Source organism: Stappia sp. ABD4_338, assembly GCF_056312175.1.
Genome location: NZ_CM149982.1, coordinates 2256156 through 2279521, shown reverse-complemented (window position 1 = coordinate 2279521; position 23366 = coordinate 2256156). Strand labels below are relative to the sequence as shown.

23 protein-coding genes are annotated in these 23366 nt (G+C 64.6%); 8 read left to right on the top strand and 15 right to left on the bottom strand.

Going from position 1 to position 23366, the window contains the following annotated elements:
• Positions 1-139: 139 nt before the first annotated feature.
• Complete coding sequence (locus ACYX4S_RS10395; protein WP_476360101.1) at positions 140-1432, top strand: NnrS family protein; 1293 nt, start codon at positions 140-142, stop codon at positions 1430-1432.
• A 48-nt stretch (positions 1433-1480) separates the two neighbouring features.
• Here ACYX4S_RS10395 and ubiV read toward each other — a convergent pair whose 3' ends face one another.
• From ubiV to ubiT, 3 genes are read right to left on the bottom strand one after another with little or no spacing between them, the layout of a single operon-like run.
• On the bottom strand, positions 1481-2380 hold the full coding sequence (gene ubiV, locus ACYX4S_RS10390; protein ID WP_476360100.1) for a ubiquinone anaerobic biosynthesis protein UbiV: 900 nt from the start codon (positions 2378-2380) through the stop codon (positions 1481-1483).
• A gap of 5 nt (positions 2381-2385) precedes the next feature.
• Positions 2386-3363: a ubiquinone anaerobic biosynthesis protein UbiU gene (gene ubiU / locus ACYX4S_RS10385; RefSeq protein ID WP_476362852.1), complete on the bottom strand. Its 978-nt coding sequence runs from the start codon at positions 3361-3363 to the stop codon at positions 2386-2388.
• On the bottom strand, positions 3363-3917 hold the full coding sequence (gene ubiT, locus ACYX4S_RS10380) for a ubiquinone anaerobic biosynthesis accessory factor UbiT (RefSeq protein ID WP_293721134.1): 555 nt from the start codon (positions 3915-3917) through the stop codon (positions 3363-3365). The genes ubiU and ubiT overlap by 1 nt, the downstream gene beginning before the upstream one ends.
• Positions 3918-4042: 125 nt before the next feature.
• Between ubiT and ACYX4S_RS10375 the strand changes: the two genes are divergently transcribed.
• Both ACYX4S_RS10375 and ACYX4S_RS10370 read left to right on the top strand, forming a co-directional pair.
• Positions 4043-5536, top strand: a complete 1494-nt coding sequence (locus tag ACYX4S_RS10375) for a UbiD family decarboxylase (RefSeq protein ID WP_476360099.1) — start codon at positions 4043-4045, stop codon at positions 5534-5536.
• Positions 5533-6114 (top strand): UbiX family flavin prenyltransferase, encoded by a 582-nt coding sequence (locus tag ACYX4S_RS10370; RefSeq protein ID WP_476360098.1) that lies wholly within the window; start codon positions 5533-5535, stop codon positions 6112-6114. Before ACYX4S_RS10375 ends, ACYX4S_RS10370 begins: the two co-directional genes overlap by 4 nt.
• Before the next feature lie 46 nt (positions 6115-6160).
• On the opposite strand, the gene ACYX4S_RS10365 is transcribed toward ACYX4S_RS10370, so the two are convergent.
• Genes ACYX4S_RS10365 through ACYX4S_RS10345 form a run of 5 tightly spaced genes read right to left on the bottom strand, consistent with a single transcriptional unit; the run spans position 6161 to position 10935 of the window.
• Positions 6161-7381 (bottom strand): NnrS family protein, encoded by a 1221-nt coding sequence (locus tag ACYX4S_RS10365; RefSeq protein WP_476360097.1) that lies wholly within the window; start codon positions 7379-7381, stop codon positions 6161-6163.
• Between the two features lie 32 nt (positions 7382-7413).
• Entirely contained in the window at positions 7414-8163 is a 750-nt protein-coding gene (locus ACYX4S_RS10360) for an ABC transporter ATP-binding protein (protein ID WP_476360096.1), read from the bottom strand.
• Positions 8160-8999, bottom strand: a complete 840-nt coding sequence (locus ACYX4S_RS10355; RefSeq protein WP_476360095.1) for an ABC transporter permease — start codon at positions 8997-8999, stop codon at positions 8160-8162. The genes ACYX4S_RS10360 and ACYX4S_RS10355 overlap by 4 nt, the downstream gene beginning before the upstream one ends.
• A gap of 44 nt (positions 9000-9043) precedes the next feature.
• The gene (locus tag ACYX4S_RS10350; RefSeq protein WP_476360094.1) at positions 9044-10039 is read right to left on the bottom strand and encodes an ABC transporter substrate-binding protein; all 996 of its coding nucleotides are present in this window, start codon (positions 10037-10039) and stop codon (positions 9044-9046) included.
• Complete coding sequence (locus tag ACYX4S_RS10345) at positions 10036-10935, bottom strand: YbaN family protein (protein WP_476360093.1); 900 nt, start codon at positions 10933-10935, stop codon at positions 10036-10038. The genes ACYX4S_RS10350 and ACYX4S_RS10345 overlap by 4 nt, the downstream gene beginning before the upstream one ends.
• 252 nt (positions 10936-11187) lie before the next feature.
• On the opposite strand from ACYX4S_RS10345, the gene ACYX4S_RS10340 reads away from it, so the two are divergent.
• Positions 11188-13461 (top strand): TonB-dependent receptor family protein, encoded by a 2274-nt coding sequence (locus tag ACYX4S_RS10340; RefSeq protein ID WP_476360092.1) that lies wholly within the window; start codon positions 11188-11190, stop codon positions 13459-13461.
• Positions 13462-13516: 55 nt separating this feature from the next.
• Here ACYX4S_RS10340 and ACYX4S_RS10335 read toward each other — a convergent pair whose 3' ends face one another.
• The gene (locus ACYX4S_RS10335) at positions 13517-13933 is read right to left on the bottom strand and encodes an Rrf2 family transcriptional regulator (RefSeq protein ID WP_422068534.1); all 417 of its coding nucleotides are present in this window, start codon (positions 13931-13933) and stop codon (positions 13517-13519) included.
• Positions 13934-14182: 249 nt separating this feature from the next.
• Between ACYX4S_RS10335 and ACYX4S_RS10330 the strand changes: the two genes are divergently transcribed.
• Positions 14183-14803, top strand: a complete 621-nt coding sequence (locus tag ACYX4S_RS10330) for a LysE family translocator (protein WP_476360091.1) — start codon at positions 14183-14185, stop codon at positions 14801-14803.
• A 61-nt stretch (positions 14804-14864) separates the two neighbouring features.
• Here ACYX4S_RS10330 and ACYX4S_RS10325 read toward each other — a convergent pair whose 3' ends face one another.
• The 3 genes from ACYX4S_RS10325 to ACYX4S_RS10315 form a co-directional block, all read right to left on the bottom strand.
• On the bottom strand, positions 14865-15512 hold the full coding sequence (locus tag ACYX4S_RS10325; protein WP_476360090.1) for a LysE family translocator: 648 nt from the start codon (positions 15510-15512) through the stop codon (positions 14865-14867).
• 14 nt (positions 15513-15526) lie between these two features.
• Positions 15527-16420, bottom strand: coding sequence for an NAD(P)-dependent oxidoreductase (locus tag ACYX4S_RS10320; protein ID WP_476360089.1), 894 nt, complete (start codon positions 16418-16420; stop codon positions 15527-15529).
• An 82-nt stretch (positions 16421-16502) separates the two neighbouring features.
• Positions 16503-17714, bottom strand: coding sequence for an MFS transporter (locus ACYX4S_RS10315; RefSeq protein WP_476360088.1), 1212 nt, complete (start codon positions 17712-17714; stop codon positions 16503-16505).
• An 80-nt stretch (positions 17715-17794) separates the two neighbouring features.
• Here ACYX4S_RS10315 and ACYX4S_RS10310 point away from each other — a divergent pair, with 80 nt between their 5' ends.
• On the top strand, positions 17795-18682 hold the full coding sequence (locus ACYX4S_RS10310) for a LysR substrate-binding domain-containing protein (RefSeq protein WP_476360087.1): 888 nt from the start codon (positions 17795-17797) through the stop codon (positions 18680-18682).
• 62 nt (positions 18683-18744) lie between these two features.
• Here the strand turns inward: ACYX4S_RS10310 and ACYX4S_RS10305 are convergent, their stop codons facing one another.
• Complete coding sequence (locus tag ACYX4S_RS10305; protein ID WP_476360086.1) at positions 18745-19635, bottom strand: NAD-dependent epimerase/dehydratase family protein; 891 nt, start codon at positions 19633-19635, stop codon at positions 18745-18747.
• Complete coding sequence (locus ACYX4S_RS10300) at positions 19626-20546, bottom strand: LysR family transcriptional regulator (protein ID WP_476360085.1); 921 nt, start codon at positions 20544-20546, stop codon at positions 19626-19628. The genes ACYX4S_RS10305 and ACYX4S_RS10300 overlap by 10 nt, the downstream gene beginning before the upstream one ends.
• A gap of 197 nt (positions 20547-20743) precedes the next feature.
• On the opposite strand from ACYX4S_RS10300, the gene ACYX4S_RS10295 reads away from it, so the two are divergent.
• Positions 20744-21964: an MFS transporter gene (locus ACYX4S_RS10295; RefSeq protein ID WP_476360084.1), complete on the top strand. Its 1221-nt coding sequence runs from the start codon at positions 20744-20746 to the stop codon at positions 21962-21964.
• A 141-nt stretch (positions 21965-22105) separates the two neighbouring features.
• Positions 22106-22477, top strand: coding sequence for a tRNA-binding protein (locus ACYX4S_RS10290; RefSeq protein ID WP_293720412.1), 372 nt, complete (start codon positions 22106-22108; stop codon positions 22475-22477).
• 86 nt (positions 22478-22563) lie between these two features.
• Here ACYX4S_RS10290 and ACYX4S_RS10285 read toward each other — a convergent pair whose 3' ends face one another.
• Positions 22564-23268: a GntR family transcriptional regulator gene (locus tag ACYX4S_RS10285; RefSeq protein WP_476360083.1), complete on the bottom strand. Its 705-nt coding sequence runs from the start codon at positions 23266-23268 to the stop codon at positions 22564-22566.
• Between the last annotated feature and the right edge of the window lie 98 nt (positions 23269-23366).

Sequence of the window (23366 nt, the reverse complement as noted above, 5' to 3'; positions counted from 1 at the left end):
GTCTCCGCGACCACTCGCGTCTCTCGTGGGCTACAGGCGAAGCCGCGATCCGCCTCGGAAGCCGAGGGGAAAAGCCGGGTGTGGCTTGTCCCCCGAACCGGGTGTGCATGATATCGGACCCGGCGCGGGAGATCTGGTCATGAATCCAGCCGATCGTTCGACACGCGATGCCGGGACGTGCAGGACGTCGGCGGGGCGTCGTGAGCCGACGGGTGTCTCGCGGTTGTTTGCGGTCTCCCATCGGCCCTTCTTTCTTGGGGCATCCCTGCTGGCGGCCTTGTCCGTTCCGCTCTGGCTTGCTGCTCATCTCGGGGGCATGGAGGAGATCATGGGCATGCCGGCGCGCGACTGGCACGTGCGCGAAATGCTGTTCGGTTTTCTGCAAGCGGTGATCGGAGGTTACCTTTTGTCGGCCACGCCAAACTGGTCCGGGCGCCTGCCCGCCTCCGGCTGGCGTCTTGCGGGCCTTTTCGGTCTCTGGGCTATCTGCCGCCTGCCATTTGATCTTGCGGCTTCGGACAATGTGGCCATTTCGGTCTGCCTGTTCAGCCTGGATCTCTGCTTCCCCCTGACATGCACGAGCCTGCTGTTGCGCGAGGCACGCAGGCGGGCTCCCCGCCAGACCTGGCTTGCGATCTTCGTATTTGCGGGGTTTGGCCTATTCGGAGCCGCATACGCTCTGAATGCGCGACTTGAGGGTGCCTTGCTTGCGCCGCTGGCCGTCTCTCCACCATGGGTGGGGATCGGTTTCGCTCTTTTTCTTATCGCGCTGGTAGGCGGCCGACTTGTGCCCAGCCTGACCCGCAGCGCGCTGCAGCCGGGACTGAAGGACAGGGTTGCTCCGGTCGACGGTTCCCTGGACCGTCTGGCGATCGTCGGCTTGCCCGGAGCCGCACTGGTGTTGGCAGTCGGCGGGCAGGGTCTTGCGGCGGCCACCGCGGTGCTGGCCGTCGGGTTCCTGCACATGTGGCGGCTGGTGCGCTGGCGCGGGTGGTTGCTGCGTTCTCCCGAAGTGCTGGCCCTGCATCTGGCCTACGGTTGGCTCGGAGTCTCGTTGCTGTTGGCCGGCTGGTCCCTGATGCCAGGCGCGTCCATCGTCCCTGACGCCGGCCTTCATGCTGCCACGGTTGGAGCCATCGGCGGCATGACCATGGCCGTGATGGGGCGGCTGGCCATGTCTCGGTCGCTCGCTCGGGGCCTGCCTCATGTGCATCAGCATCGCCTGTTCCTGCTGGCGCTGGTTCTGCTGCACCTGTCGGCGCTCTTGAGGATTGCTGCTGCGGCGGGCATGGGGCTTTCCGCTTTCGACCGGGGGCCAAGCCTGGTCGCGGCGGCCGCCGCCTGGAGTCTCGCCTGGACATGTCTTGCGGTTGTCCTGTGTCTCGGCGCTTTGCGCGGCAAGGGGAAACAGGCAGGCGACCGGAGAGGATAAGCCCCTCCGGTCCGATCTCTGGGGGCGGGGCAGCACGTTCGGGAGGTTTCAGTCCGGGGTCGGGTGTCTCCATGAAACGCCGGCCGGCCCGTCCAGGAAGCCGTTGCAAAACGCTCCACCCGGAGCGAGTGGCAGGGCTTTCCTGCTGAGGTCCTCGGCATCGATCCGGCCGGAGAGCAGATCGCGAAACAGACCGATAACGTCAAAGAAGCCGGTCGTTTGCGGCGAAAGCCTCAAGCCCGAAACACCAAGCCCGACAAGCTGGTCAATGGAATGAGCCATGTTCGCGCATTGGGATGACAGGGTCTGGACGCCGTTGATGGCCAGAAATTTCTGGTCATCAAGCGTGTCCACGGCCAGTCCGTCCGGGTCCTCGGCGCAAACGAACTGGCACTGGTCCTTGGTCCGGTCATGGTATCGGGCGTGATAGCAGCGACCCGATATCGCCAGTGGCAGCCGTCCCCATCCCCACACATCGACCGGGATCGCTCCGGCCGCCTCGCTCAGGCGGGCGACGGAATGTGAGGGGAGTTCCGGCGGAAGGCAGAAACGGACGGCGCCACGCCTGGCCAGGAAGCCCAGCGTGCTCTCATTGTAGACATTGACAAGCGGTCCGACGGAGAAGGTTGCTCCCGCCGGGAGATGAGCCAGGGCGGTGAGATCGTTGACCTCTATTTCTAGCCCCAGGTCGGCGAGATCCGCGGTCATCTTGCGCTCGCGTTTCAAGGTCACGAGGGCTAGGCTTGTGACAGCCACCTCCTTGCCCGCGGCAAGCAGGCGTTCGATCGCTTCCGGCAGGCGATCCTGGTAGAAGGGCAGTCGCTTCGAGCAGACCAGTTCGCCGATGACGACCCGCTTGACGTCGGGTTCATCCGCGAGACGGGCGTAGAAACTGTCCCAGAGATCGGCGTCCCAGAACCCTTGGACAGGGCCGACGGTCAGGTCCATGGCGGTTATCTCCAGATCTTCTTGTAGGCGCCCGAGGTGGTGGTCTGACCTTCGGTCAGTCCCGCCAGCATGCCGACCGGCATTGGCCGTCCGTCGGCCAGTGCCTCGACCGCATTTCGGAAGTTGCGGACCACCTGGGTGACATAGGCGCGTGAACGCTGGCGGCCCTCGATCTTGAGGGCTGAAACACCGGCCCGCGCCAGCGCCGGCAGCAGTTCCGAGGCATCGAGGCTGGCTGGATCTTCAAACACGTAGCCTGTGCGCGGCCCGACCTTGAAGCACCCCTTGCACAGGGTGGGGTAGGGTGCCGCCTCGTGTTTGGCGGATCGATGAATCGTATAGCCGCCAAGGCGCGCCGCCAACGTGTTGTCTTCCTCGGTGTAGGTGACGTGGCTTGCCGGCGAGCACACCCCGTTCATGTTTGGGGAGAGCCCGGTGATATAGGACGACATCGAACAGCGACCCTCGGTCATGACGCAAAGACCCCCGAATATGAACACCTCGCTTTCGATGTCGATCTCCCGGTTGATGGCGGCGATCTCCTCGACGCTGAGCACGCGCGGAAAAACGACGCGCTTCACGCCGAACGTCTCGGCATAAAAGTTGACCATGTCGGCATTCGCGACGGCAGCCTGTACCGAGACGTGGCGGCGTAGGCCCGGATGACGCTCCGCCGCATGGGCGATAAGCCCGAGGTCGGCGAGGATCACAGCGTCGGCACCAGCCGTCTCCGCGTCCGCTACCGCCCGGTGCCAGATGTCTTCGTCGCCAGCGCGCGGGAAGGTGTTGATCGCCACCAGTACCTTGGCGCCGCGTCGATGGGCATAGGCGACGCCGTCAGCCAGTTCGGACCGTGAGAAGTTGAGGCCGGGAAAGTTGCGCGCGTTGGTGTCGTCGGCAAAGCCGCAATACACCGTGTGCGCGCCGGCATCGACCGCCGCGCGCAGCGACGCCGGTGTGCCGGCAGGACAGACGAGTTCCATCATTGTATCGCCTCCGTTCGCGTCAGAGGTACGCCGGTCAAACCCTCCGTAAAGGAGATCAGGCGGGAGACGAGGCCGGACAGCGGTCCGCTCAGGCTGGAAATTTCCTGTCCCAGATCCAGCTCGGCGTCATCGATTGCGTTGCGCAAGGCCAGGGCGGCAGAGGTATCGCCCTCTACGACCAGGTCACGAGAGAAGAACAGGGCGTCGCCGTCCCAGGCGCCGTGGACAAGGCCGATCAGGGCGGCCAGCTTGCCGGAAATGCGTGCGTCTGCATCGGGCGGCGTTGCTTGCAGTCTGACGCGAACGGGATCGGCTCCAAGGTCGATGAGGAAGTTGATCGGAACGTCGGTGGCGGTGAGGGAAAAGCGGCAGGTCCGATAGGCCCCCAACCGGTCGATCAGCCTGGGGTGGTCGGCCAGGATGCGGCGAGCGACCTCGCTAAGGACGCGTCCCGCGGGGCCAGGGGGAGCAAGGCGCAAGCCAAGTGCCAGAAAGGGCGGTACTTCCGGGATGTGACGTGCCGGCCTCGTGTCGGCGGACGGGAAGGTCATGCTGGGCTCCGGTGTCGTTGTGCCGCGACACCATAGGAGTGTGAGTTGCGACCTTTGTTGATGCGCATCAACCTTGCGGGCGATGACGCCTGCTATTCCGGTCAAGCCTCTTGACCGGAAATCCCATGCGCCAGCTTCCTGCCTTCACCGATTTGCGTTCCTTCCTCGCGTGGTGCGACGGGGAAGGGGAGCTGCATCATGTCGCAACGCCTGTGCGCCTCGTCGAGGAAATGACAGCCGTGCATCGCCGTATGCTGCTGGCTGAGGGCCCCGTGCTGCAATTCGATGCGCCTGTCTCGGCCGATGGGGCGGTGCATTCGGTGCCGGTCGTGACAAATCTGTTCGGCACCCGGCGACGGGTTGCTGCCGGTCTCGGTCTTGCCCCTGAGGGGGTTGCCGACTTCGGGGCGTTTCTTGCAGCTCTGCGCAATCCCGTGCCTCCGAACGGCCTTCGGGATGCCCTGTCACGATGGCCGCATCTGTCCGCAGCCTTGAAAAGCCGTCCGCGGCTCGTTTCCCGCGCGCCGGCGCAGGACGAAAACATGACGCCTCCCGACCTCACCTGCCTGCCGGTGCAGACATGTTGGCCGGGAGATGCAGGCCCCTTGATGACCTGGCCGGTGGTGCTGACGCGCCCGCACGGATCTGCTGCCGAGAACACGGGGAGCTATAACGCGGGCATCTACCGCGCTCAGGTGCTGGCGAGCGACCGGCTTGTCATGCGTTGGCTGGCCCACCGGGGCGGAGCGGACCATCATCGCGGCTACCGGCATGCGGGAAAGCCGATGCCGGTTGCCGTTGTGCTTGGCGCAGACCCCGCGCTGTTGCTTGGCGCAGCATTGCCTTTGCCCGAGACAGTCTCGGAGCTCGCCTTTTCCGGCGTGCTGCGGGGTGGGCGAACCCGTCTTGTCCCGGCCCGGACTGTTCCAATGCTGGTTCCCGCCGATGCCGAGATCATTGTCGAGGGGTGGATTCAGCCGGACGACGTCGCGCCGGAAGGCCCGTTCGGCGACCACACGGGCTACTACAACGCGGTCGAACCTTTCCCGGTGCTGACCGTCACCGCCATCACCCATCGGCGCGACCCGCTTTATCTCTCTACCTGGACGGGCCGTCCGCCGGATGAACCCGCCGTCATCGGGGAGGTTTTCAACGACCTGGCACTGCCTGTGATCCGTCAGCAGATTCCAGAGGTTTGCGACCTGTGGCTCCCCCCGGCCGCCTGTTCCTATCGCATGGCAGTGGTGAGCATTGACAAGCGTTATCCCGGTCAGGCCCGGCGGGTGATGCTTGCCCTGTGGGGCATGCTTCCGCAATTCAGCTACACCAAGATGATCGTGGTGGTGGATGACGATATCGATCCGCGCAACTGGGACGATATAGCCTGGGCTCTCGCCACCCGCTTCGATCCCGCTCGGGATAGCCTGGTGCTTGAGCGAACGCCGATGGATTATCTCGACTTCGCCTCACCTCTTGACGGCCTCGCCGGCAAGATCGGCCTGGACGCGACAACCAAGATCGGATCGGAAACCGAGCGTCCCTTCGGGACGGTCATGACGCTAAGCTCAGAGGCGGAAGCTGCGGCCGAGCGTATCCTCAGGCGGGAGGGATTGGCATGACCCCGGTCGTTCTGGGGGTGTCGGGAGCGGCCGGCGCGATGTTGGCGCTGGCGGCGGCGCGCGACATGGCTCGGCGCGGTATCGCTTTCGATCTCGTGACCAGCCATGCCGCCGAGCGCACTCTGGACATTGAATGCGGCGCTGATGCCCTGGAGGAGCTTTGCCGGCTGGCATCGGCCAGGCACCCGGCCTTGGACGTGGGCGCGCGTATCGCTTCAGGGTCGTTTCCCTCGGCCGGCATGATCGTGGCGCCATGTTCGATGCGAAGCCTGGCTGCCATTGCCCATGGGCTTGACGACAATCTTCTCGTTCGCGCGGCCTCGGTACATCTCAAGGAGCGGCGCCCGCTGGTGCTCCTCGCGCGGGAGGCGCCGCTCACGCTCGCGCACCTGCGCAACATGACCCTGGCAACGGAGATGGGAGCCATCGTCATGCCCCCGGTTCCGGCCTTCTACCACCGCCCGGCGACGTTGGAGGAGGCTGCGCAGCAGATCGCGGCACGGGCCGTTGATCTTCTTCGTCTGGGGCCTCCTCGGGCCCGACCCTGGATGGGCGAAGTGCCAGGACAGCAATGCTGAGATCGTGTGGTTCCCGACCTTGCCGTGACCGGCCAGGGCGTGGGGCCTAGCGCTGGCTGGTCGCCGGCCCGACCTCTTCGGTTCGAGGTGGCCGGACTGCTGCGATGGTGGGGCCTGTCACCGCAGGCCAGTATGCAGCAGTCCAGATCAGAAATGCGCCACTCCAGGTCAGGGCAGCCGTCGAATGCAGGGGGCCGGGGAGTGAGACCCCGAGATCCGGAAGAATCCGAAGCGCGACCGATGCAGTCAGGGCCAGCGCGCCCATACGTACCGGGAGCGAAAGGCCCAGAGGCCTGCCGGTGTGTAGCTGGCCGGCGATGCAAAAGACGGCAAAGACGCCGAGGCCCAGCCCGCCCATCAGAGCAACGTGCAGTCCCGTAACCTCCGCCCAGGGAGCCCCGAGTGCGGAGGCGCCAGCCATCATCAGGCCGGTGCCGGCCAGAGCGGACGAGCCGGCCAGCATCAGAATCTCGGCACGCGCCACCTCCCGTCCAATGAAGGCCTCTGCGACACGGTCCATGAAGGCAGCCCCCGCCGCTATGAGGAGATATCCCGTCACCGAGGGAGACAGGCCCGCGAATTGTCCCGCGATTGCGACGGCAACCAGCCCCGGGGCCAGGTTCAGCCGCCCGGGATGTGGCCGAAACGGTGAACTTGTCTCTGTAGGGGCGAGCACGAGGTTGGTGACTGGTACCGTAATTCTCGCCAGGGCAATGCCCAGAAGTCCCAGGAAAGCATACCCGATGAGATGAACGGCCATCGCCGCGCGGTCGATGTCCGCTGTCAGGAACGCGCCTTGCGCCATTACGAGGCAGGCAATAAGCACGCCGAGCCAGAACAGAAATGCCAGCAGTTTGTCAGTCCGCCGCCGGATCGAGAGATGCAGGAGATAGCCGAAAAGGACCAGCATCCATGCAAGATCGGCCAACGCTCCTATCGCGCTCAGCCCGTCCCAGCCAAGCGCACCGACAACGCGTCCCGCGCTCCAAAGACCGGCAAGCCCCCAAAGCGGCCAGCCGCGAAGGGGAGGAGTGTCGGTCCATTCCGGCACGGCGGTGGTGAGAAAGCCGATCAGCGCCGCACCGAACGCCCCGACAAGCATCTCATGGGCGTGCCAGATCATCGGGGGAACCGTATGTGCAAGCGGCAGGTCGAAGCCGAGTGCCAGCACCCACAGCAGCGGAAAGATCGCGGCATAAACGGCTGCGAGCGGAAAGAACAGACGAAAGCCCTCATCAGACAAGGTCGCGGAAAGGGATGCCGGCACGCTGCGTCGCACCGGAGCCGCTGGGGCACACGTCATGCGATTTGCCTTTCGTCCACATCGTGGATGTGACGGAACAGCGGATCGCGCGTTAGCGCGGCCGCGACCCAGTCGCGTTCCTCGGCTTCATCGCGCTCGCCGGGTGCGCCCGGCAATGGACGATACCCCAGGATACCTGCGCCATGGGTATCGAGCACGGCGATCCGGTGCGAGACCCGGGCCGCTTCATGCAGGTCGTGGGTGATGAACAGCCCGGCAAGCCCGGCATGGGCACAGGTCGCGATGACCAGGTCCTGCATTCTGCGGCGCAGGGCGACATCGAGCGCAGTGAAGGGCTCGTCGAAATAGATGAAGTCCGGTCGAACGGCCAAGGCCCGGGCAATGGCAACCCGCTGGCGCATGCCGCCGGACAGTTCAACAGGATATTTCTCCAGGTCATTCGGTTCGAGTGCGACCTTTCGGGCTGCTTCCCTCAATCGTTCCGTCCTGTCGAGCCGTGGCACCCGCGCGAGGCGCAAGCTGAAACCGATATTTCGCGCTGCCGTTGCCCAGGGCAGGAGCGCGGGGTCCTGGAAGATCATTGCGTGTCTTTGGTATCGACGCTCGACGCGACCCGATTTCGGTTCCAGAAGCCCGGCGGCAATATGGGCGAGTGTCGACTTCCCGCAGCCAGATGGCCCGACCAGGGCGACTATTTCTCCCGTTTTCACGGCGAGGTCGATGTCCTTGAGGACCGAGCGCCCGAGATAGGCATGTTCAAGAGAGGAGATATCGAGAACTGTCATCGCTTCACGCCCCAGGGTTGGGCCGCGCGGCGCCAGCGGTCGACCTCGCCCTTGACCGGCTGAACCAGGACATATTCGACCGCGACCAGCAGCGACACGGCAATCAGGACCCAGGCTAGCGCGTTCGCGATGTCGAGGTTGATTCGCGCATCCGCCAGCGCTCCCCCGATACCGCCCGCATTGGCGAGCAACTCGGCCATCACCGCGACCTTGAACGCCGTGCCAAGCGCCAGCGTAAGAGCCGGAAACAGCGTGGTTGTCGTTTGACGAAGTCCCACGGTCAGGAACCGGCGTACGGGTCCGGCGCCGAAAGCGCTCGCCATCCGGTCGAGGTTGCGGTCGCGCGTGGCAATGCCTTGTGCCGCACCCAGAAACACCACGGGCAGTGCCGTCACGACGATCACGGTTCGCACGGTCGCGTCCGAACCGCCGAACCAGATCATTGCCAGGACGATCCAGGCAATGGGGGGCACGCCAATCAGCACCGTGATAAGTGGTGCGGCGATCCTCATCGTTGCGGGCGAGTATCCAGCCGCAAGACCGAGCACCAGCCCCAGGCCGGCAACGAGTGCAAAACCGGTGACGGACCGTTGCAATGTCAGTGTGGCCACGGACCAGGCTTCCGGCATGCCGGCAAGTTGCCAGACGGCGGCGATCGTCTCCTGCGGGGAACTGAGGATGAAGGGGCCATACGCTTCGTGACCTGCCTGCCAAACGGCGGCGAGCAGACACAGGGCTGCAAGCCCGGCCCAGGCTGACCATGCGAGTTCCAGCAAGCGCCCGGCCCGGTCGGCGAGACGGCGCGCAATGGACGATGTGGTTCGTGAGGGCTTCATCGGACCTTCAGTGGCTGCCTGGTGGAGTTCGTCCATTTTTGCGATCACAAATAGAAGCCGCTGTCGGGCAGCTTGCCGTTGATCGCGTTCATGTCCGGTCCGCTCATTGCGGACAGCATCCGCTCGACATCGGCCCGGGCTTCCTTGGCGGGGCGCGCGACGAGATTGGAATAAGGGACCGAGGCCGCGAGCAGGGGAGCTGGCATTCCGAGCGCTTCCGTCGCATGGGCGGCGGCAGTGGCCGGGTGCGCGAGAACCTCCGGTGTCGCGGATTCGATCGTCGAGAGAAGTGCCGGTACTGCATTGCCGTGGGCATCCAGGAAGGGCGCCGTGATCGCCAGTCCGGCTTGCGGCAGGACCGGCGCGGCCCCCGTTATTGCGCCCCACGCCGCCTGCAGGTCTATGGAACGGCGGATGTCTTTTCCGGCCTGGGCGCCGGCGATCACCGCGGCCGATGTCGAGGGTTCGGCCGTCAAGGCGGCTTCCACCCGGCCGGCCAGAAGAAGTTGCATCGCCTCGATCGGAGAGCCGGCATAGGTGATGTCGAGATCCGCCGATGGGGCGAGCCCGCGATGGGCGAGCAGTCTGTTGAAAAGGATTTCAGGCGTGTCGCCCCGAAACGGGACCGCGACCGTGCGTCCGCGCAGGTCCGAGATGTCGGCGATGCTTGCGTCGGCTGAGGTGACGTAGAGCAACCCGTTTGTCATCACGTTGGCCAGCCGGATCGGATAGCCGCGATTGTAGAGGTTTGCCGCTGCTTGCACGGGAACGATCGAAAGCTGGATTGCGCCGGAGGTCAGGCCTGCCCGCAATTCATCCGGGTTGCGCCAGGTTGTCAGGCTGGTTGTCGCGGCGATCCCGGCGAACCGGTTTGTCGCGACCGCATGCGCGAGGGTGACGGAAGGGCCGGCTGGCGGACCGTACAGTGCCAGTTCAGGAACCAGGGGGGCGGCATGCAATGACGCGGGCATGGCGAGCAGGGTGGCTCCACCGAGCGCGGTGCGGAGCACTGTGCGGCGCGAGAGGGACGTAGAGATCATTGCGTGTCTCCAGGTTCTTGGGTGCCAGTAATTTTGGACGGACGCTTGCGTAACCCTTCCCGAACGGCCGATCCCAGCACGAGGACAAGGGCCGTCGGCACGGCATAGAGGTGAAGTGCTCCGGCGGGCCCGAGGTGCTCCAGGGACATGAAGCCGAGATCCGTGCCGAAAACGACATGCAGTCCAATCAGCGCCGCGGTGGCGATTGGCCAAAGCGTGAGCCGCCCGCGGACGCTATTCAGGCTTGCCGAGGCGATCAGAAGCCCCAGCCAGACAGGTCCCCAGGCGATGACCAGAACACCGAGTCCGGCAAGGGTCACGAGGATTGAAAAGCCAAGATCCAGAGGCCAAAGGCCACCGCGCCAGGTGGCGAGGGCCACGGCAGTGGCGAGCAGTCCGGCCAGGAGCAACACGTGCGCCCAAAGGCGATACCAGCGAGCAGGGCGGCGTTTTTTGCGGTGCTCCGGTTGCAAGGAGCGCGATGTCCCCAGAGGGGCGGAGACACCGGGCCGGGTGAGAATGAAGAGGGAGGCGCCACACATGCAGACCGCCTGAATGGCCAGGACCCACCAGACCGCCCCCAGGGCGATGCTGGCGCCTAGTACGGTGGCCATCGTCGCAACGGCCCCCACCTTGTGACGAGTGGCGATTGCACCTTTCGACCTCCAGGCGGCAAGGGTGGGGCCGAATGTCGCACTGTCTTCCAGCCATCGCTTCAGGCGCGGAGAGCCCTTGCCGAAAGCCGCCGCGGCAAGGAGCGCGAAGGGAGTCGTGGGAACGATTGGCAGCACGATTCCTGCGGTCCCCGCCGCCAAAGCGGTCCAGCCCAGCGCCAGCCAGACATGCCGTTGGGCGATACCCGCTTTTCTTGATCCGCTCGGTGCATTCGGCGACATGGAAGCCTCAATAGGTATTTCAAATACCGATTTTCATGCTATCCATACGCCGCCTTGATCCTGAATGAAAGAGTCAACTTTCGAGTGGGTGCGGGTGAGGCGCTCCGGTCGATGCCGCCGCGAAACAGGTGGGCACGCTCGCAGTGTCGATGACAACCGGGTCCAGCCACCGCCTCAGGGAATCTGCAGTCTCCCGCAAGGCGCCAGCCAAACCAGACGAGCAAGCAATGCAAGACAGGTTTGGAAAGCGATATGTTCACTCCCCCTCGCCCCATGGATCGGCAGGAAGGCAGGCTTGCGCGGCGACAGTCGGGTCGTGGTCTTTCACGATTGTCGCTGCTCGCCTCGACGGCGATATTGGTGCTGGCCGGGAGCGAGCAGGGCGTCGCGCAATCCGCGACACCCGGAGCGGTCGTTCTCGACAAGATCTTCCTTGATGTGTTGCGCAGCGACCTTGAAGAGCGGCTGGACGCGATCGCCGGCGGTGGCGCCGTTGTGGCTGCGGACGACTATCCCGATTCCGGAAACCTGACGATCGCCCGTGCGCTTGCGACCGTACCTGGTGTGGTCGTGCAGGACTTTTTCGGAGGCCACGATCAGCCCCGAGTCCAGATTCGAGGCTCGGGACTGCAGCAGAATCCCGTTGAGCGCGGCGTGCTCATGCTACAGGACGGCCTGCCGCTCAACCGGGCGGACGGGTCGTATATCGTGGGTTTTGCAAATCCGCGTCAGGCGGATGCGATCGAGGTTTTCCGCGGATACACCTCGAACCGGCTCGGCGCGACCTCTCTCGGCGGTGCGCTGAACTTCATCTCGCCGACCGGGTGGGCGGATCCGGGAGGCAAGCTGGTGGCCCGGGGAGGAAGCTTTGGCCAGGCGGGTGTCGCCGGCCAGTTCGGCTTCGGGACCGACAGCTACGACGGCCTGTTTCACTTTGACGCCAGCCGCCGCGACGGCTTCCGGGACTACAACGAGTCGAGCCGTATCAGCGCCGGTGCGAATGTCGGAGTGGAGGTGTCGGATATGGTGACGACCCGCATCTTCGCCGGATATACGGATCTAGGTTTCGATGTCGCCGGCCCGCTGCCGAAAAGCTACATGAAGTCGGACCCGCGTCAGGTCTTTTCGGGGCCTGTCGTTTCCGCGGGAGGGGTAAGTTTTCCGGGACCGAATGTGGTTCGTGACCGACCGAGACGCGATGCGAGCCAGTTCCTCGTCGGATCGAGAACGACGGTCGAACTCGATGAGCACACCGTTGATGTGGCGCTCGGCTACACCTACACGAAAGACAGCTTCCGCTTTCCGATTCCCTCGGGCATTCGCGAGACCGAAGGTGGCGACTTTATCGGTGTGCTGCGTTATGCCTTCAAGCCCGATGCGGCGGCCACATTGCCTCTGTTCGAGGCGACCGCGCGATATGCCCTGGGTTCCGCTTCGCGCGACTACTTCCTGAATCGCGCCGGGACGCAGGGCGCCCGGTTCGGCCAGAATGAGCTCGACGCTTCCACCCTGTCGGTTCATGCAGGCTTCAATGTCCCGCTCCTGTCCGAGCTTACGGTTTCGCCCGCCATCTCGTTTTCCCATTCCGTCCGCGACAATCGCGATGTCTATGACAGGGCGACCAGACCGACCATCGCCTACAATCCGGGCAACCCCACTGTGGCGCTGCCGGATGGGGCGGTGCCAACGGAAAGCACGAGCTATTCCCGCTCCTATAGCGGATGGACACCGAGCCTCGGCCTCACTTATCGCGTCGGCGAGACCCAGACGCTCTTTGCTGCCGTGAGCCGGAGTTTCGAGCCGCCGACCCACGACGATCTTCTTGCCACGATCAACGGCACGCCGAACAGCAGCCCGGGGCGGCCCAATCCCGGAAATCCCGGGCTGCCGGCGTCGGCCTTCCGTACTCCCGATCTCGACGCCCAGACAGCCTCCACCGTGGAAGCGGGGTGGCGTGGGCGTTCAGGAAAGCTGTCCTGGGATGTCGTCGCCTACTATTCCTGGGTGAACAATGAGCTGTTGAGCCTGCGCGATGTCACGGGCGCCTCCCTTGGTGCGGTCAACGCAGGCGACACGCGCCATTTCGGCGTCGAACTCGGCTTGGGTGCGACGCTCACCGACTGGCTGAGCGGGCGCATTGCCTACACATTCCAGGATTTCCGGTTCCGCAATGATCCCGTGCGCGGCGACAACTTTCTGGCCGGGGCTCCCAGGCATCTTCTCCAGGTCGCGCTGCAGGTGCAGGCAAGCGAGAAGTGGAGTCTGGGGGCGTCGCTCAAATGGGTTCCTGACCGCACCCCGGTCGACAACATGAACACCCTGTTTGCGGATCCCTACGCTCTGGTCGACCTGCGCAGTGAATACAGGATCAGCGACACGGTGTCGGTCTTTGGAGAGGTGACCAATCTCTTTGATGTCACCTATGCCTCCTCGACCCTGATTGTCGACCAGGCCCGGGTGGACCAGGCAGCCTTCCTGCCGGGGGACGGGCGTGCCCTTTATGCCGGGCTCAAGGCGCGGTTCTGATGCAGGGGCGGAGGGCGGTGGCGGTTTGCAACTGGACCGGTGCACCGCCCGCCGCTCAGGCCGGCGACAGCGGAGCGAGCGCAACATCCGCGAGGGTCGCCTTGTCCAGATCGGCAAGGAAAGCCGCCTCGGCCGATCGCAAGCGTGCCTTCAGGCGGCACCTTCCGTTCAACGTGCAGGTGCCACCCTCGGGTGTGAAGCATTCGACAAGCGAGTGGCCGTCCTCCAGCAGGCGCACGACGTTGCCGAGTACGATGCGTTCCGCCGGTTGGGCGAGAACGGCACCTCCGCGACCACCGCGACGGGTCTCGACCAGGCCACCCCGGGAGAGTCGTTGCATGATCTTCGCCAGATGATTGCGCGACAATACGAACTCCGCCGCGAATTCCGCTGTTGTAAAAGCGCGCTCAGGTTCGCTGGCCATCCGCATCAGCATGCGCAAACCGTAGTCTGTGAAAGATGTGAGACGCATTGCCTGTTCGGCCCTTTGAAGAGGTAACTGCAATACTCATTATCGTGCCTGCGTTCCGTTTCAAACTCAACGTGCGGTGAAACAGTCACGCTCCACCAGACCGAGATCCTTTCAACCCGGGGTCTTGCCCGCCAAGCTCTTGCCGTCCGGGATTGGACATGGCGCCTTAAGCCGGTAAGTTTCCGGTGTCTTCGGCGCTGTCGAGCGCTATTGTCCGGTGATCGCAGGATCACTGCAGGGAGGGGCGGAATGACCTGGGAAACATGGCTCGCCTATACAATCGCCTGTGTTGTCCTGACCGCTATACCGGGGCCGAGTGTCCTGCTCGTGATCGGGCAATCGCTCACGCGCGGAAAGACCGCCGCGATGATGTGCATTCTGGGTGATGTCATCGGGAGCATCGTTCTGGTCGGGCTGTCTTTCGCCGGTGTGGGAGCCATTCTGGCGGCCTCCGCCGTCCTGTTCCAGATCGTCAAATGGGCGGGCGTGTTCTATCTCGCGTGGCTCGGCTACATGCAGATCGTGGATGCCCGACGCATCCGCGAAGACCTGTTGGTCACGCCGGCAAAAGGGTCCTCCTGGGGGAGCTTCTGGGCCGGAACGGTGACGGCGATCCTGAATCCCAAGGCGATCGTCTTCTATATGGCGTTTCTCGCCCAGTTCATCGATCCCGCAGGTGACCTGCCGCTCCAGCTCGTACTGCTGACGCTGACCTCCAGCCTCGTGATCGTTGTGCTCCTGACAGGCTACGCGCTGATTGCTTCCGGCGCGCGGACGCTGTTCCAGAGCCGGCGGGCGCGCCGGAACATGGGATATGCCGGCGGAGGCTTCATGATCGGCGGAAGCGTTCTGATGGCGACGACCCGTTAGACGCCTCTACCTGGACATCGCCGTTGGAGCGTCGCGTTCCCGGAAAGCCTCGTGGTCCGGCTCAGGTCAGCCGATAGGAAAAGAGCCTGATCGCGGCGGCGCCAAAGAGCGTGCCGATAACGGCATCGATCGGTCGACGGGCCGCGAGATACATGCGCGACGCTCTCCGGGTGGAAAACAGAAGCGCATAGCCGACGAACACCGTGATTCCGATCAGCGCGCACAGCAGGATCGCCGTGGCCAGAAAAGGCAGCGGAGCGGTGTTCAGCCCGCCCACGGAAAGCGTGGCCATCCAGACGAGCGGCGCCTTCGGATTCGTCAGATGCAGGAGAAGTCCCTGCACGAAGCAGGAAAGCGGCCTGTTGCTTCCGGAGGTGCGGAGCCTGGCTTCGACGCCGGGTGTCAGGGCGGAACGCCAGGCTTTGATCGCAAGAAAAAGCAGGTACAGGCCGCCGGCGACCTTCAGCAGGGTAAAGAGGGTCGCCGAGGTCTTGAGCGCCGCGACGAAGCCGAGCGCCGCCACGGTTGCCCAGGCCATGGAGCCGAGGACGACGCCAAGGGACAAGGCAACCGCCGGTGCCCGACCGCGTGCCATGGCCGTCCCGAGGATCATCAGTGTCGCCGGGCCGGGGCTGGCGACGCCGACCGTAAAGATCGTGAGAATGACAAGCAGGCCCGAAAGATTTTCGGACAGGGCGGAGGTGATCATGCGCGGCGGTGCCTTCAGCGGGAACCGGTCTCCGTACGCATGTCGATGGCGCGAATGACCGATATCATGTCGTCTTCTTCAAGCTCCATTGTGTCTGTCTCGCCATAGAGATCAAGACAGACGTCCATCAGGGGGGAGGCAATCTCCGCGGACCGGGCGGCTTCCACGACGAGGCGACTGTTCTTCAGCACATCGGCGATACCCGCCTGACGGGAGAAATCGCCCGCCAGGAGCTTTTCCGCCTTGATCCTGGAGACGTCGCTGGCCATCGGACCGGCGTTCAGGATCTCCGTGAAGCGGGTCATGTCGAGACCGTGCCGCGCGGCGAAATGCGAGGCCTCCGCCAGTCCCGTGACCAGGGTGATCAGGAATGTGTTGACCGCAAGCTTCATGTGAAGCGCGCCGGGCACCGCCCCGCAGTCGACGATTTCCTTGCAAAGCGGAGCCAGAAGCGGTCGCAGGCGGGCGCAAACCTCGGGGTCGCCGGCAAGCATGCCGACCAGTTGACCGGCCTCGGCCGGCTTTCGCGAACCCGAGACGGGCGCTTCGACGTAACACCCGCCGGCGGCGCCGATGTCATCGGCCAGCAACCTCGAATACTCCGCCGAAAGCGTGCTCATGGAAACGATGGTCCGTCCTGCGACACGCGCGGCGAAGCCCGGGCCATGCCTGTCCAGAACCGCATCCGTCGCCGCGTCGTTCTCCAGCATCAGGATGATCGTTCCACATCGCGCAAAGAGGTCCGCGGCATCGGAAGCAACCTGAGCGCCGGCTCGTTCCAGCGGGGCGCAGCGCTCGCGCGTCCGGTTCCACACCACGAGCGGTGTGCCGGCCCCGACCAGGTTCAGCGCCATTGGTTCGCCCATCGTACCGAGGCCGATGAAGCCGACTGCCGTTTCAACCGTCATGAAAACGCCTCCAGAGATCCGTTTGGACCAAGAGTAGGCGTCGTTCGATCTTCATAAAAACGAATGTTTGTGGACTTTGACTTCAGGGATGTGGATCTGTTCGACGTGTGTCGAGACCCGGAAGCCGTGGTGCCCGGGAGATGACCAGTGCGAGGCCGGCGGAGGTCGCGCCGAAAATGCACGTCCCGGTCCAGCCCGAAATGGCATAGGCGGCCCCGCCAAGGCCGGCGCCGACGGCACCGCCAGCGAGCATGCAGGCCATGAACACGGTGTTGAGCCGGCTGCGGGCGTTCGGGTCCAGCGCATAGACGCGCGCCTGATTGGCGACCTGGGAGGACTGCACGGCGAGATCCAGCACGAGAATGCCCACCACCAGTCCGGCAAGGGAGCCTTGCCAGAACCCGAAGATCATGAAGGCGAACACGACCAGTCCCGCGCCCGCCGAGACCACGAGGCCTTCCCCGCGGCGGTCGGCGAAGCCGCCGGCAATCGGCGCGGCGAGGGCCCCGGCGACACCCACGAGGGCGAGCAGGCCGACCTCCGTGCCGCCGAGCTGAAAGCGCGGTTCGGCGAGCAGCAGCGCGAGATTCGACCAGAAGCCCATGAAGGCAGCGAAAATCAGGAATTGCACCGTGACTGCACGCCTGAGAACGGGGTGCGTGCGCACCAGCGTCCAGAGCGAGCCGATCAGGCGCGGATAGCTCATGTCCGTCGTTGGCGGGACGCGGGGGAGCCAGACTGCGAGCGCCACTCCGATTGCGATCATCAAGACGGCCGCGAACCAGAAGACGAACGACCAGCCCCAAAGGTCCGAAATCGTTCCGCTGACCGTGCGGGCAAGCAGGATGCCGATCAGGATGCCTCCCGTGACAGTGCCCAGAACGCGGCCGCGTCCGGTCGGCGGGGCCAGATGCACCGCCAGGGGAACGATCTGCTGCGCCACCGTGGCAAAGAGACTCACCGCGAGACTGGCAAGCGCGAGCCAGGCGAAACCCGGCGATACGGCGGCCCCAACCAGGGCGATCACCAGCGCGGCAATGGTCATGAGAATGAGGGAGCGGCGCTCCATCCGGTCGCCGAGGGGGGCGAGCAGCAGCACGCCGAACGCGTTGCCGGCCTGGGTCAGAACCGGCACGATGGAGACCGCCCCGGCCACCAGTGCGAAATCCGCGGTCAGATAACCGAGGAATGCCTGATTGTAGTAGCTGTTGGCGACTGCGGCTCCCGCGCCGACCGCGAGCAGGCGGACAAGGGCTGGCGAGATGTATTCGGAAGGCGAGGGAGGTGTCTGCATGGGGGCAGAGATACATTCCGGCCCAGGCGATACAAACCAGATCTCTTGTCGAATGATTTAGTTTATCTAAACTGTCTCGGATGACGTCATTCATATCCCTCGGCGCCCTGCGCACCTTCGTGGAAGTTGGCCGCCAGGGCAGCATCAAGCGTGCGGCACAAGAGCTGAATGTGACGCCGGGCGCCGTCAGCCAGCAGGTCAAGGCGCTGGAAGCCCGTTTCGGCGTTCGGCTCCTTGAGCGTGGAAACCGGACGGTGAAGCTGTCGCCGCAGGGCCTGCAACTGTTTCGCCGGGTCGCGCCGGGCTTCGCCCAGATCGATGCCGCCGTGGACCTGTTCGAGGGCCGTCGGCCGGGACCGCGCTCGCTGGTTGTCAGCACCACGCCGTCTTTTGCCACATGCTGGCTTGCGCCGCGTCTCGGTCGCTTCGCGGCATTGCATCCGGAGATCGAGATCAGGATCGAAACCTCGGTGCAGCTCGCGGACGTATCCGGTGGCATGGCGGATGTGGCGCTTCGTCATGGGTCCGGGGAATACCCCGGTCTGAAATCGACTCTTCTCCTCACCCCGCGCCTTGTCGCGGTTGCAAGCCCCTCCCTTTTGTCGGGCATGTCCCTGGCCGAGCCGGCTGACTGCCTGCGCTATCCGCTGTTGCAGGATCGGGATCGCGCGGATTGGCTGACATGGCTCGAGGCAAATGGCGTCGGACCGTCCCGCGATGCGGCAAAGGGTCCGAGCTATGCCGATGACGCCCTGTTGATCGAAGGGGCGATTGCCGGACAGGGGCTTGCCGTCGTGCGCGACGTTTACGCAAGCCGTTTTCTGGCCGCCGGAAGCATCATGCTCGCGATAGATGCGCCGGTGCGGACCTTTGACAGGTATTTCGTCGTCGTCGAGCCGGACAAGATGGCTGTGCCGAAAGTCGCGGCGTTCAGGCAATGGATCATGCGGGAAGCGGGGCTCGGCTGACTTTCGCGCCGGGGCGAACGGTTTCACTGGAAAGGCAACCGCCGACCGGAGGCAGACGAGGTCTATTCCGGCTTCCTGTCGATGCGCGAGCCCGCCGGCAGGACTTCCAGGCTGCCCCGGTCCATCTGCGCCAGCACCTCGGAAAAGCCGAAGCGGGGTCGCCACCCGAGTGCATGTCGCGCAGAGCCGGAATCATATATGCGGTCGACGGAGAGCGGGAGCGTCCAGCCTCTTTGTTCAAACGCGGCGGCAAGCCGTGGTGCGCGCAGCCGGATGACGGATGCAGCGTCCCTCGCCAGAGCCTCGCGATCCTGCCTCGCAAAGACCGGCGTTGCCGAAATGATGTGGCGCTGGAAGTGTGGCCCGCTGTTCGTCAGTGCTGCGAGATGGGCCTCGGCCACGTCGCGGACGTCGATCCCGCGATGCAGCCTGTAGGCGGCCATGACGTCCCCCGGTTCGGGGAAACTCCGCGACATCCGCAGCACCCGGACCTCGAAATCCGGACGGGCCATGCCTTCAAGGATGTGTTCGGCGTCCAGTTTCGTCCGGTGATAGATGCTCTTCGGAACGGGAACCGTCGCCTCGTCGACCCACGTGCAGGCGCCGGGCACGATTGCGTTTCCGTACAAGGCGGTCGTGCTGGTCAGAACCATCCGCTTTACGTCCGATGACATCGCCTCTTTGGCAAGGGCTCGGGTCCCCTCGATATTGACCCGTTGAAACTCCGAGTCGGGGATACCGCCGACGTGCGGGGCATGCAGTGCGGCGGTGTGGATCACCGCGTCGGCGCCTTTCAGAAGTGGGCGCAGCACGGCCTTGTCGGCGATATCGCCGACAACATGCGTGGTCGAGAACGGAGAGCGGTCCAGGCCGATGACCTCGTGATGCCCGGCCAGGGCGTTGAAGATCGCACGACCGACCCGCCCGGAACTCCCCGTGAGAACTACGCGCATGTCGACCTCGACGTTTCTGAAAGAAGGTTGGCGGCCATGAAATCGACGAAGGCACGCAGCTTCGGTGCCTGGTGCCTGCTCGAGGGCCAGAGGATCCGGAAGGTTCCCGAGTGACCGACCTTGTCGTCCAGCACACTTGTGAGTGTGCCCCTGGTCAGCCTGTCCGATACGGCGAACTCCGGCAGACAGGCCAGCCCGTGGCCACGCTCGGCAAGGTCGATAAGAGGTTCGATTGCGCTTGAGACGCCGGCACTTGTCGGGGCCGGGACCGGCTTCCCGTCGTCGTCGACGAGATGCCATTCCTCCAGCTTGCCCGTCTGCGGATAGCGATGAAACAGGCCCCTGTGCGCGGCAAGGTCGCCAGGTGTCTCGGGCGTTCCGTTTTTCTCGAAATAGGCCGGAGCACCTACCAGCCTGTAGCCGAACGTCCCCAGCACGCGGGTCATGAGCCTGGAATCGCTTGCCTCGCCCGTACGGATGACGGCGTCGAAGCCTTCCTCGATCACGTCGACAAGACGGTCGGAGAAGTCGAGATCGAGCTCGATGTCCGGCCAGGCCTGCATGAATGCCGAGAGGGTGGGCATCATCAGCATACCGACCACGGGCAGGCTTACGCGCAACACGCCGCGTGGATGCGCGCGCGTTCGCGAGAGTTCCAGCTCGGCCGCCTCCACTTCGCAGAAGATTCGTCTGCACCGTTCCAGAAAGAGACTGCCTTCCGGTGTCAGCGTGATCGCGCGCGTCGAGCGATGGAACAGCCTCACTCCAAGGCGTTCCTCCAGCCGGGCGACCGCCTTTCCGACGGCCGACGATGAGACGCCGAGCTGTCGTCCGGCTGCCGTGAAGCTGCGGGTTTCCGCCGCCTGCATGAAAACGTTGAGTGCGCCGAGACTATCCGTGGGAAGGGTCATGATTGCGGACATGATAGTCCGAAGTGAGAAGAATTGAAGCCTGTTTTTCCGGAAGGCGCGCCATGCCACCTCTGGCGATATCGCAATGTCCAAACGAGGTTTTGCATGACCGTTCCCCACCGGGCCCGCTTTTCGGCCACAGCGCATCCCACCGTGTTCATCGTCAACGTCGAGGCGGTCCCCGGGGAGGGCGGCGAATGAGCGGGCGCGAATGCCGTGAAGGCACATTTCCGGGAGCTTCGTCCACGTCACACGCGGGCGAAGGCCTGCCCTGGGGTGGATTGCTGGCGCTTTCCATGGCGGCCTTCATCACCATTTTGACCGAAGCGTTGCCGGCGGGGCTGCTGCCTGCCATCGGTGCCGGCCTTGGCGTTTCGGAGGCTGCCGCTGGCCAACTCGTCACCGTTTATGCGGTGGGATCACTTGCCGCCGCCATTCCCCTGACCGCGTACACCCAGGGATACCGCCGTCGTCCGCTTCTGCTTGCCGCGATCGTCGGTTTTCTGCTTGCCAACACGGTCACCGCGCTGTCCGGGAGCTATGCGCTGACGCTTGTGGCACGCCTTGTTGCCGGCGTCGCCGCAGGTCTGCTCTGGGCGCTGGCGGCTGGATACGCCGCCCGCATGGCACCCGAACATCTCAAGGGGAGGGCGATTGCGGTCGCGATGGCGGGAACGCCGCTGGCCCTTTCGCTCGGCGTGCCGGCGGGAACCTTTCTTGGGGCGTTAATCGGGTGGCGGGCCTGCTTCGGACTGATGAGTGTCCTGACGGTGGTTCTCGTCTTCTGGGTGCTGGCCCGGGTGCCGGATTTTCCCGGTGCGGCGGAAGGTGCGCGCCGGTCACTGAAGGGGGTGTTCTTGTTGCCCGGGATCCGTCAGGTCCTGCTTGTCGTGCTGACCTTCGTGCTCGCCCACAACATCCTCTACACCTATATCGCGCCATTCCTTGCCGGTGCCGGCATGATGAAGCGCACCGACACCGTCCTGCTCGTCTTCGGCATTGCGTCGCTGATCGGCATCTGGGTGGTGGGTATTCTGATCGACCGGCGCTTGCGGGAGCTGACGCTCCTCAGCACCGCGCTCTTCGCGTGCTCGGCGGTGGCGCTCTGGTTGAGGGGAGACAATCCGGCGGTCATCTATGGTGCCGTTGCCGTGTGGGGCCTGGCCTTTGGCGGCTGCGCGACGCTGTTTCAGACGGCGAGCGCCAAGACCGCAGGCCCGGCGGCCGATCTCGCCCAGTCCATGCTGGTTACGACATGGAACACGGCAATCGCGGGCGGAGGCATCGTCGGAGGGCTCTTGCTCGACCGTCTGGGTGTCGGGGCTTTCGCGCCGAGCGTACTGGTGCTGCTTGCGATGGCGTTTTGCGTGACGCTCACTGCCGGCGGACACGGGTTTGCGCGCCATCGCCAGGCATGAAGCGTCTGGCGAACAAAGATCCGGGAGTGCGCTTGCGACGAAAGGCTTTTCTTTGAAATCAAAGCCGTTAGGTTCGCGCGGGATATCTTTAGGGAACGCTTGCGGACAATGTTTCGCAAGCCAGAGCCAGGGAAGAGCCTCATGCACGCCACACACACGCTTGACGCCCCGGCCGCGCCGGAGATCGCTTTCAACGATTTTCTGGCCGTGGACATCCGCATCGGCACCATCGTTTCAGCCGAGCCTTACCCCGAGGCCCGCAAGCCCGCCTTCAAGCTGGTGATCGATTTCGGGCCAACCATCGGTCAGAAGAAGACCAGCGCCCAGATCACCGAGCACTACACGCCGGAGACGCTGCTTGGCCGGCAGGTCGCTGCGGTGGTGAACTTCCCGCCCCGCCAGATCGGCAAGTTCATGTCCGAGGTCCTGACGCTCGGCTTCGCCGACGAGAACGGTGCGGTGGTGCTGTTCAAGCCTGACCAGAAGGTGCCGGACGGAAGCCGCCTCTTCTGAGACGGTCCGTCCTCGCGGACTTGAGACAACCTTGAGCGCCACGCCGGGAGCCCCTGCGTGGCGCCATCCATGTCGGGAGCCGGGTGTTATCGGCTCTCCACCTGCTCCGGCCCGACCGTGTCGAAGAGGCGGACAACCGCCTTTTGCGCCGTTGCAATGTGGAACACGAGCGCCTCGCGCAATGTGTCGCGCTCCCGCCGCGCAAGCGCCTCGACGATGGGGACATGGGTTTCGGCAATGCGGTGCGGATCGTCGTAGAGCTTGCCGATGAGCGTGATGCCGGCGCGCATTTCGTTTGCCAGTTCATCGTAGACCTTGAGCAGCCGGGCGTTGCCGCTGGCAGTGCAGAGCATTCGGTGAAAGGCGAAGTCCTCGAAGATCTGTCGTTCCACCGATCCGTCGTCGGCGAGCTCGTAGAGCGTGTCGATCTGTCGTCGCAGGTCCACGATCGCTGCGTCGCTCGCCCGCTCGATGGCCAGTTCTCCCGCGTGAAGCTCCAGCCCGATGCGCAACTCGTAGAGGTCGCGCAGGTCGAACGCCGTCAGGGTGCGCACGAAGAAGCCGCGCCGTGGGCTCGACACCACAAGTCCCTGGCTTTCCAGCAGGCGCGCGGCCTCTCGCACGGGCGCACGGCTTGTGCCGAATTCCTTTGAAAGCTGAAGCTCGGTGAGCCTCTGGCCCGGTTTCAGCCGTCCCGCGACGATCGCTTCCGTGATCTGGCGCGCGATCTGGGTCACGAGATCGGTCGCGGACACCATCGAGAAAAGTTTGCCGTCGTCCATCTCGCCCATCGTTTCTTCCGGCGAAACCTGCCGCCGGGATCTCGGTTCGTCCTTGCATCCGCGTTCGTGAGGGATGCCGGGATCGCGCTCGCGTCGCCCGGGACGTC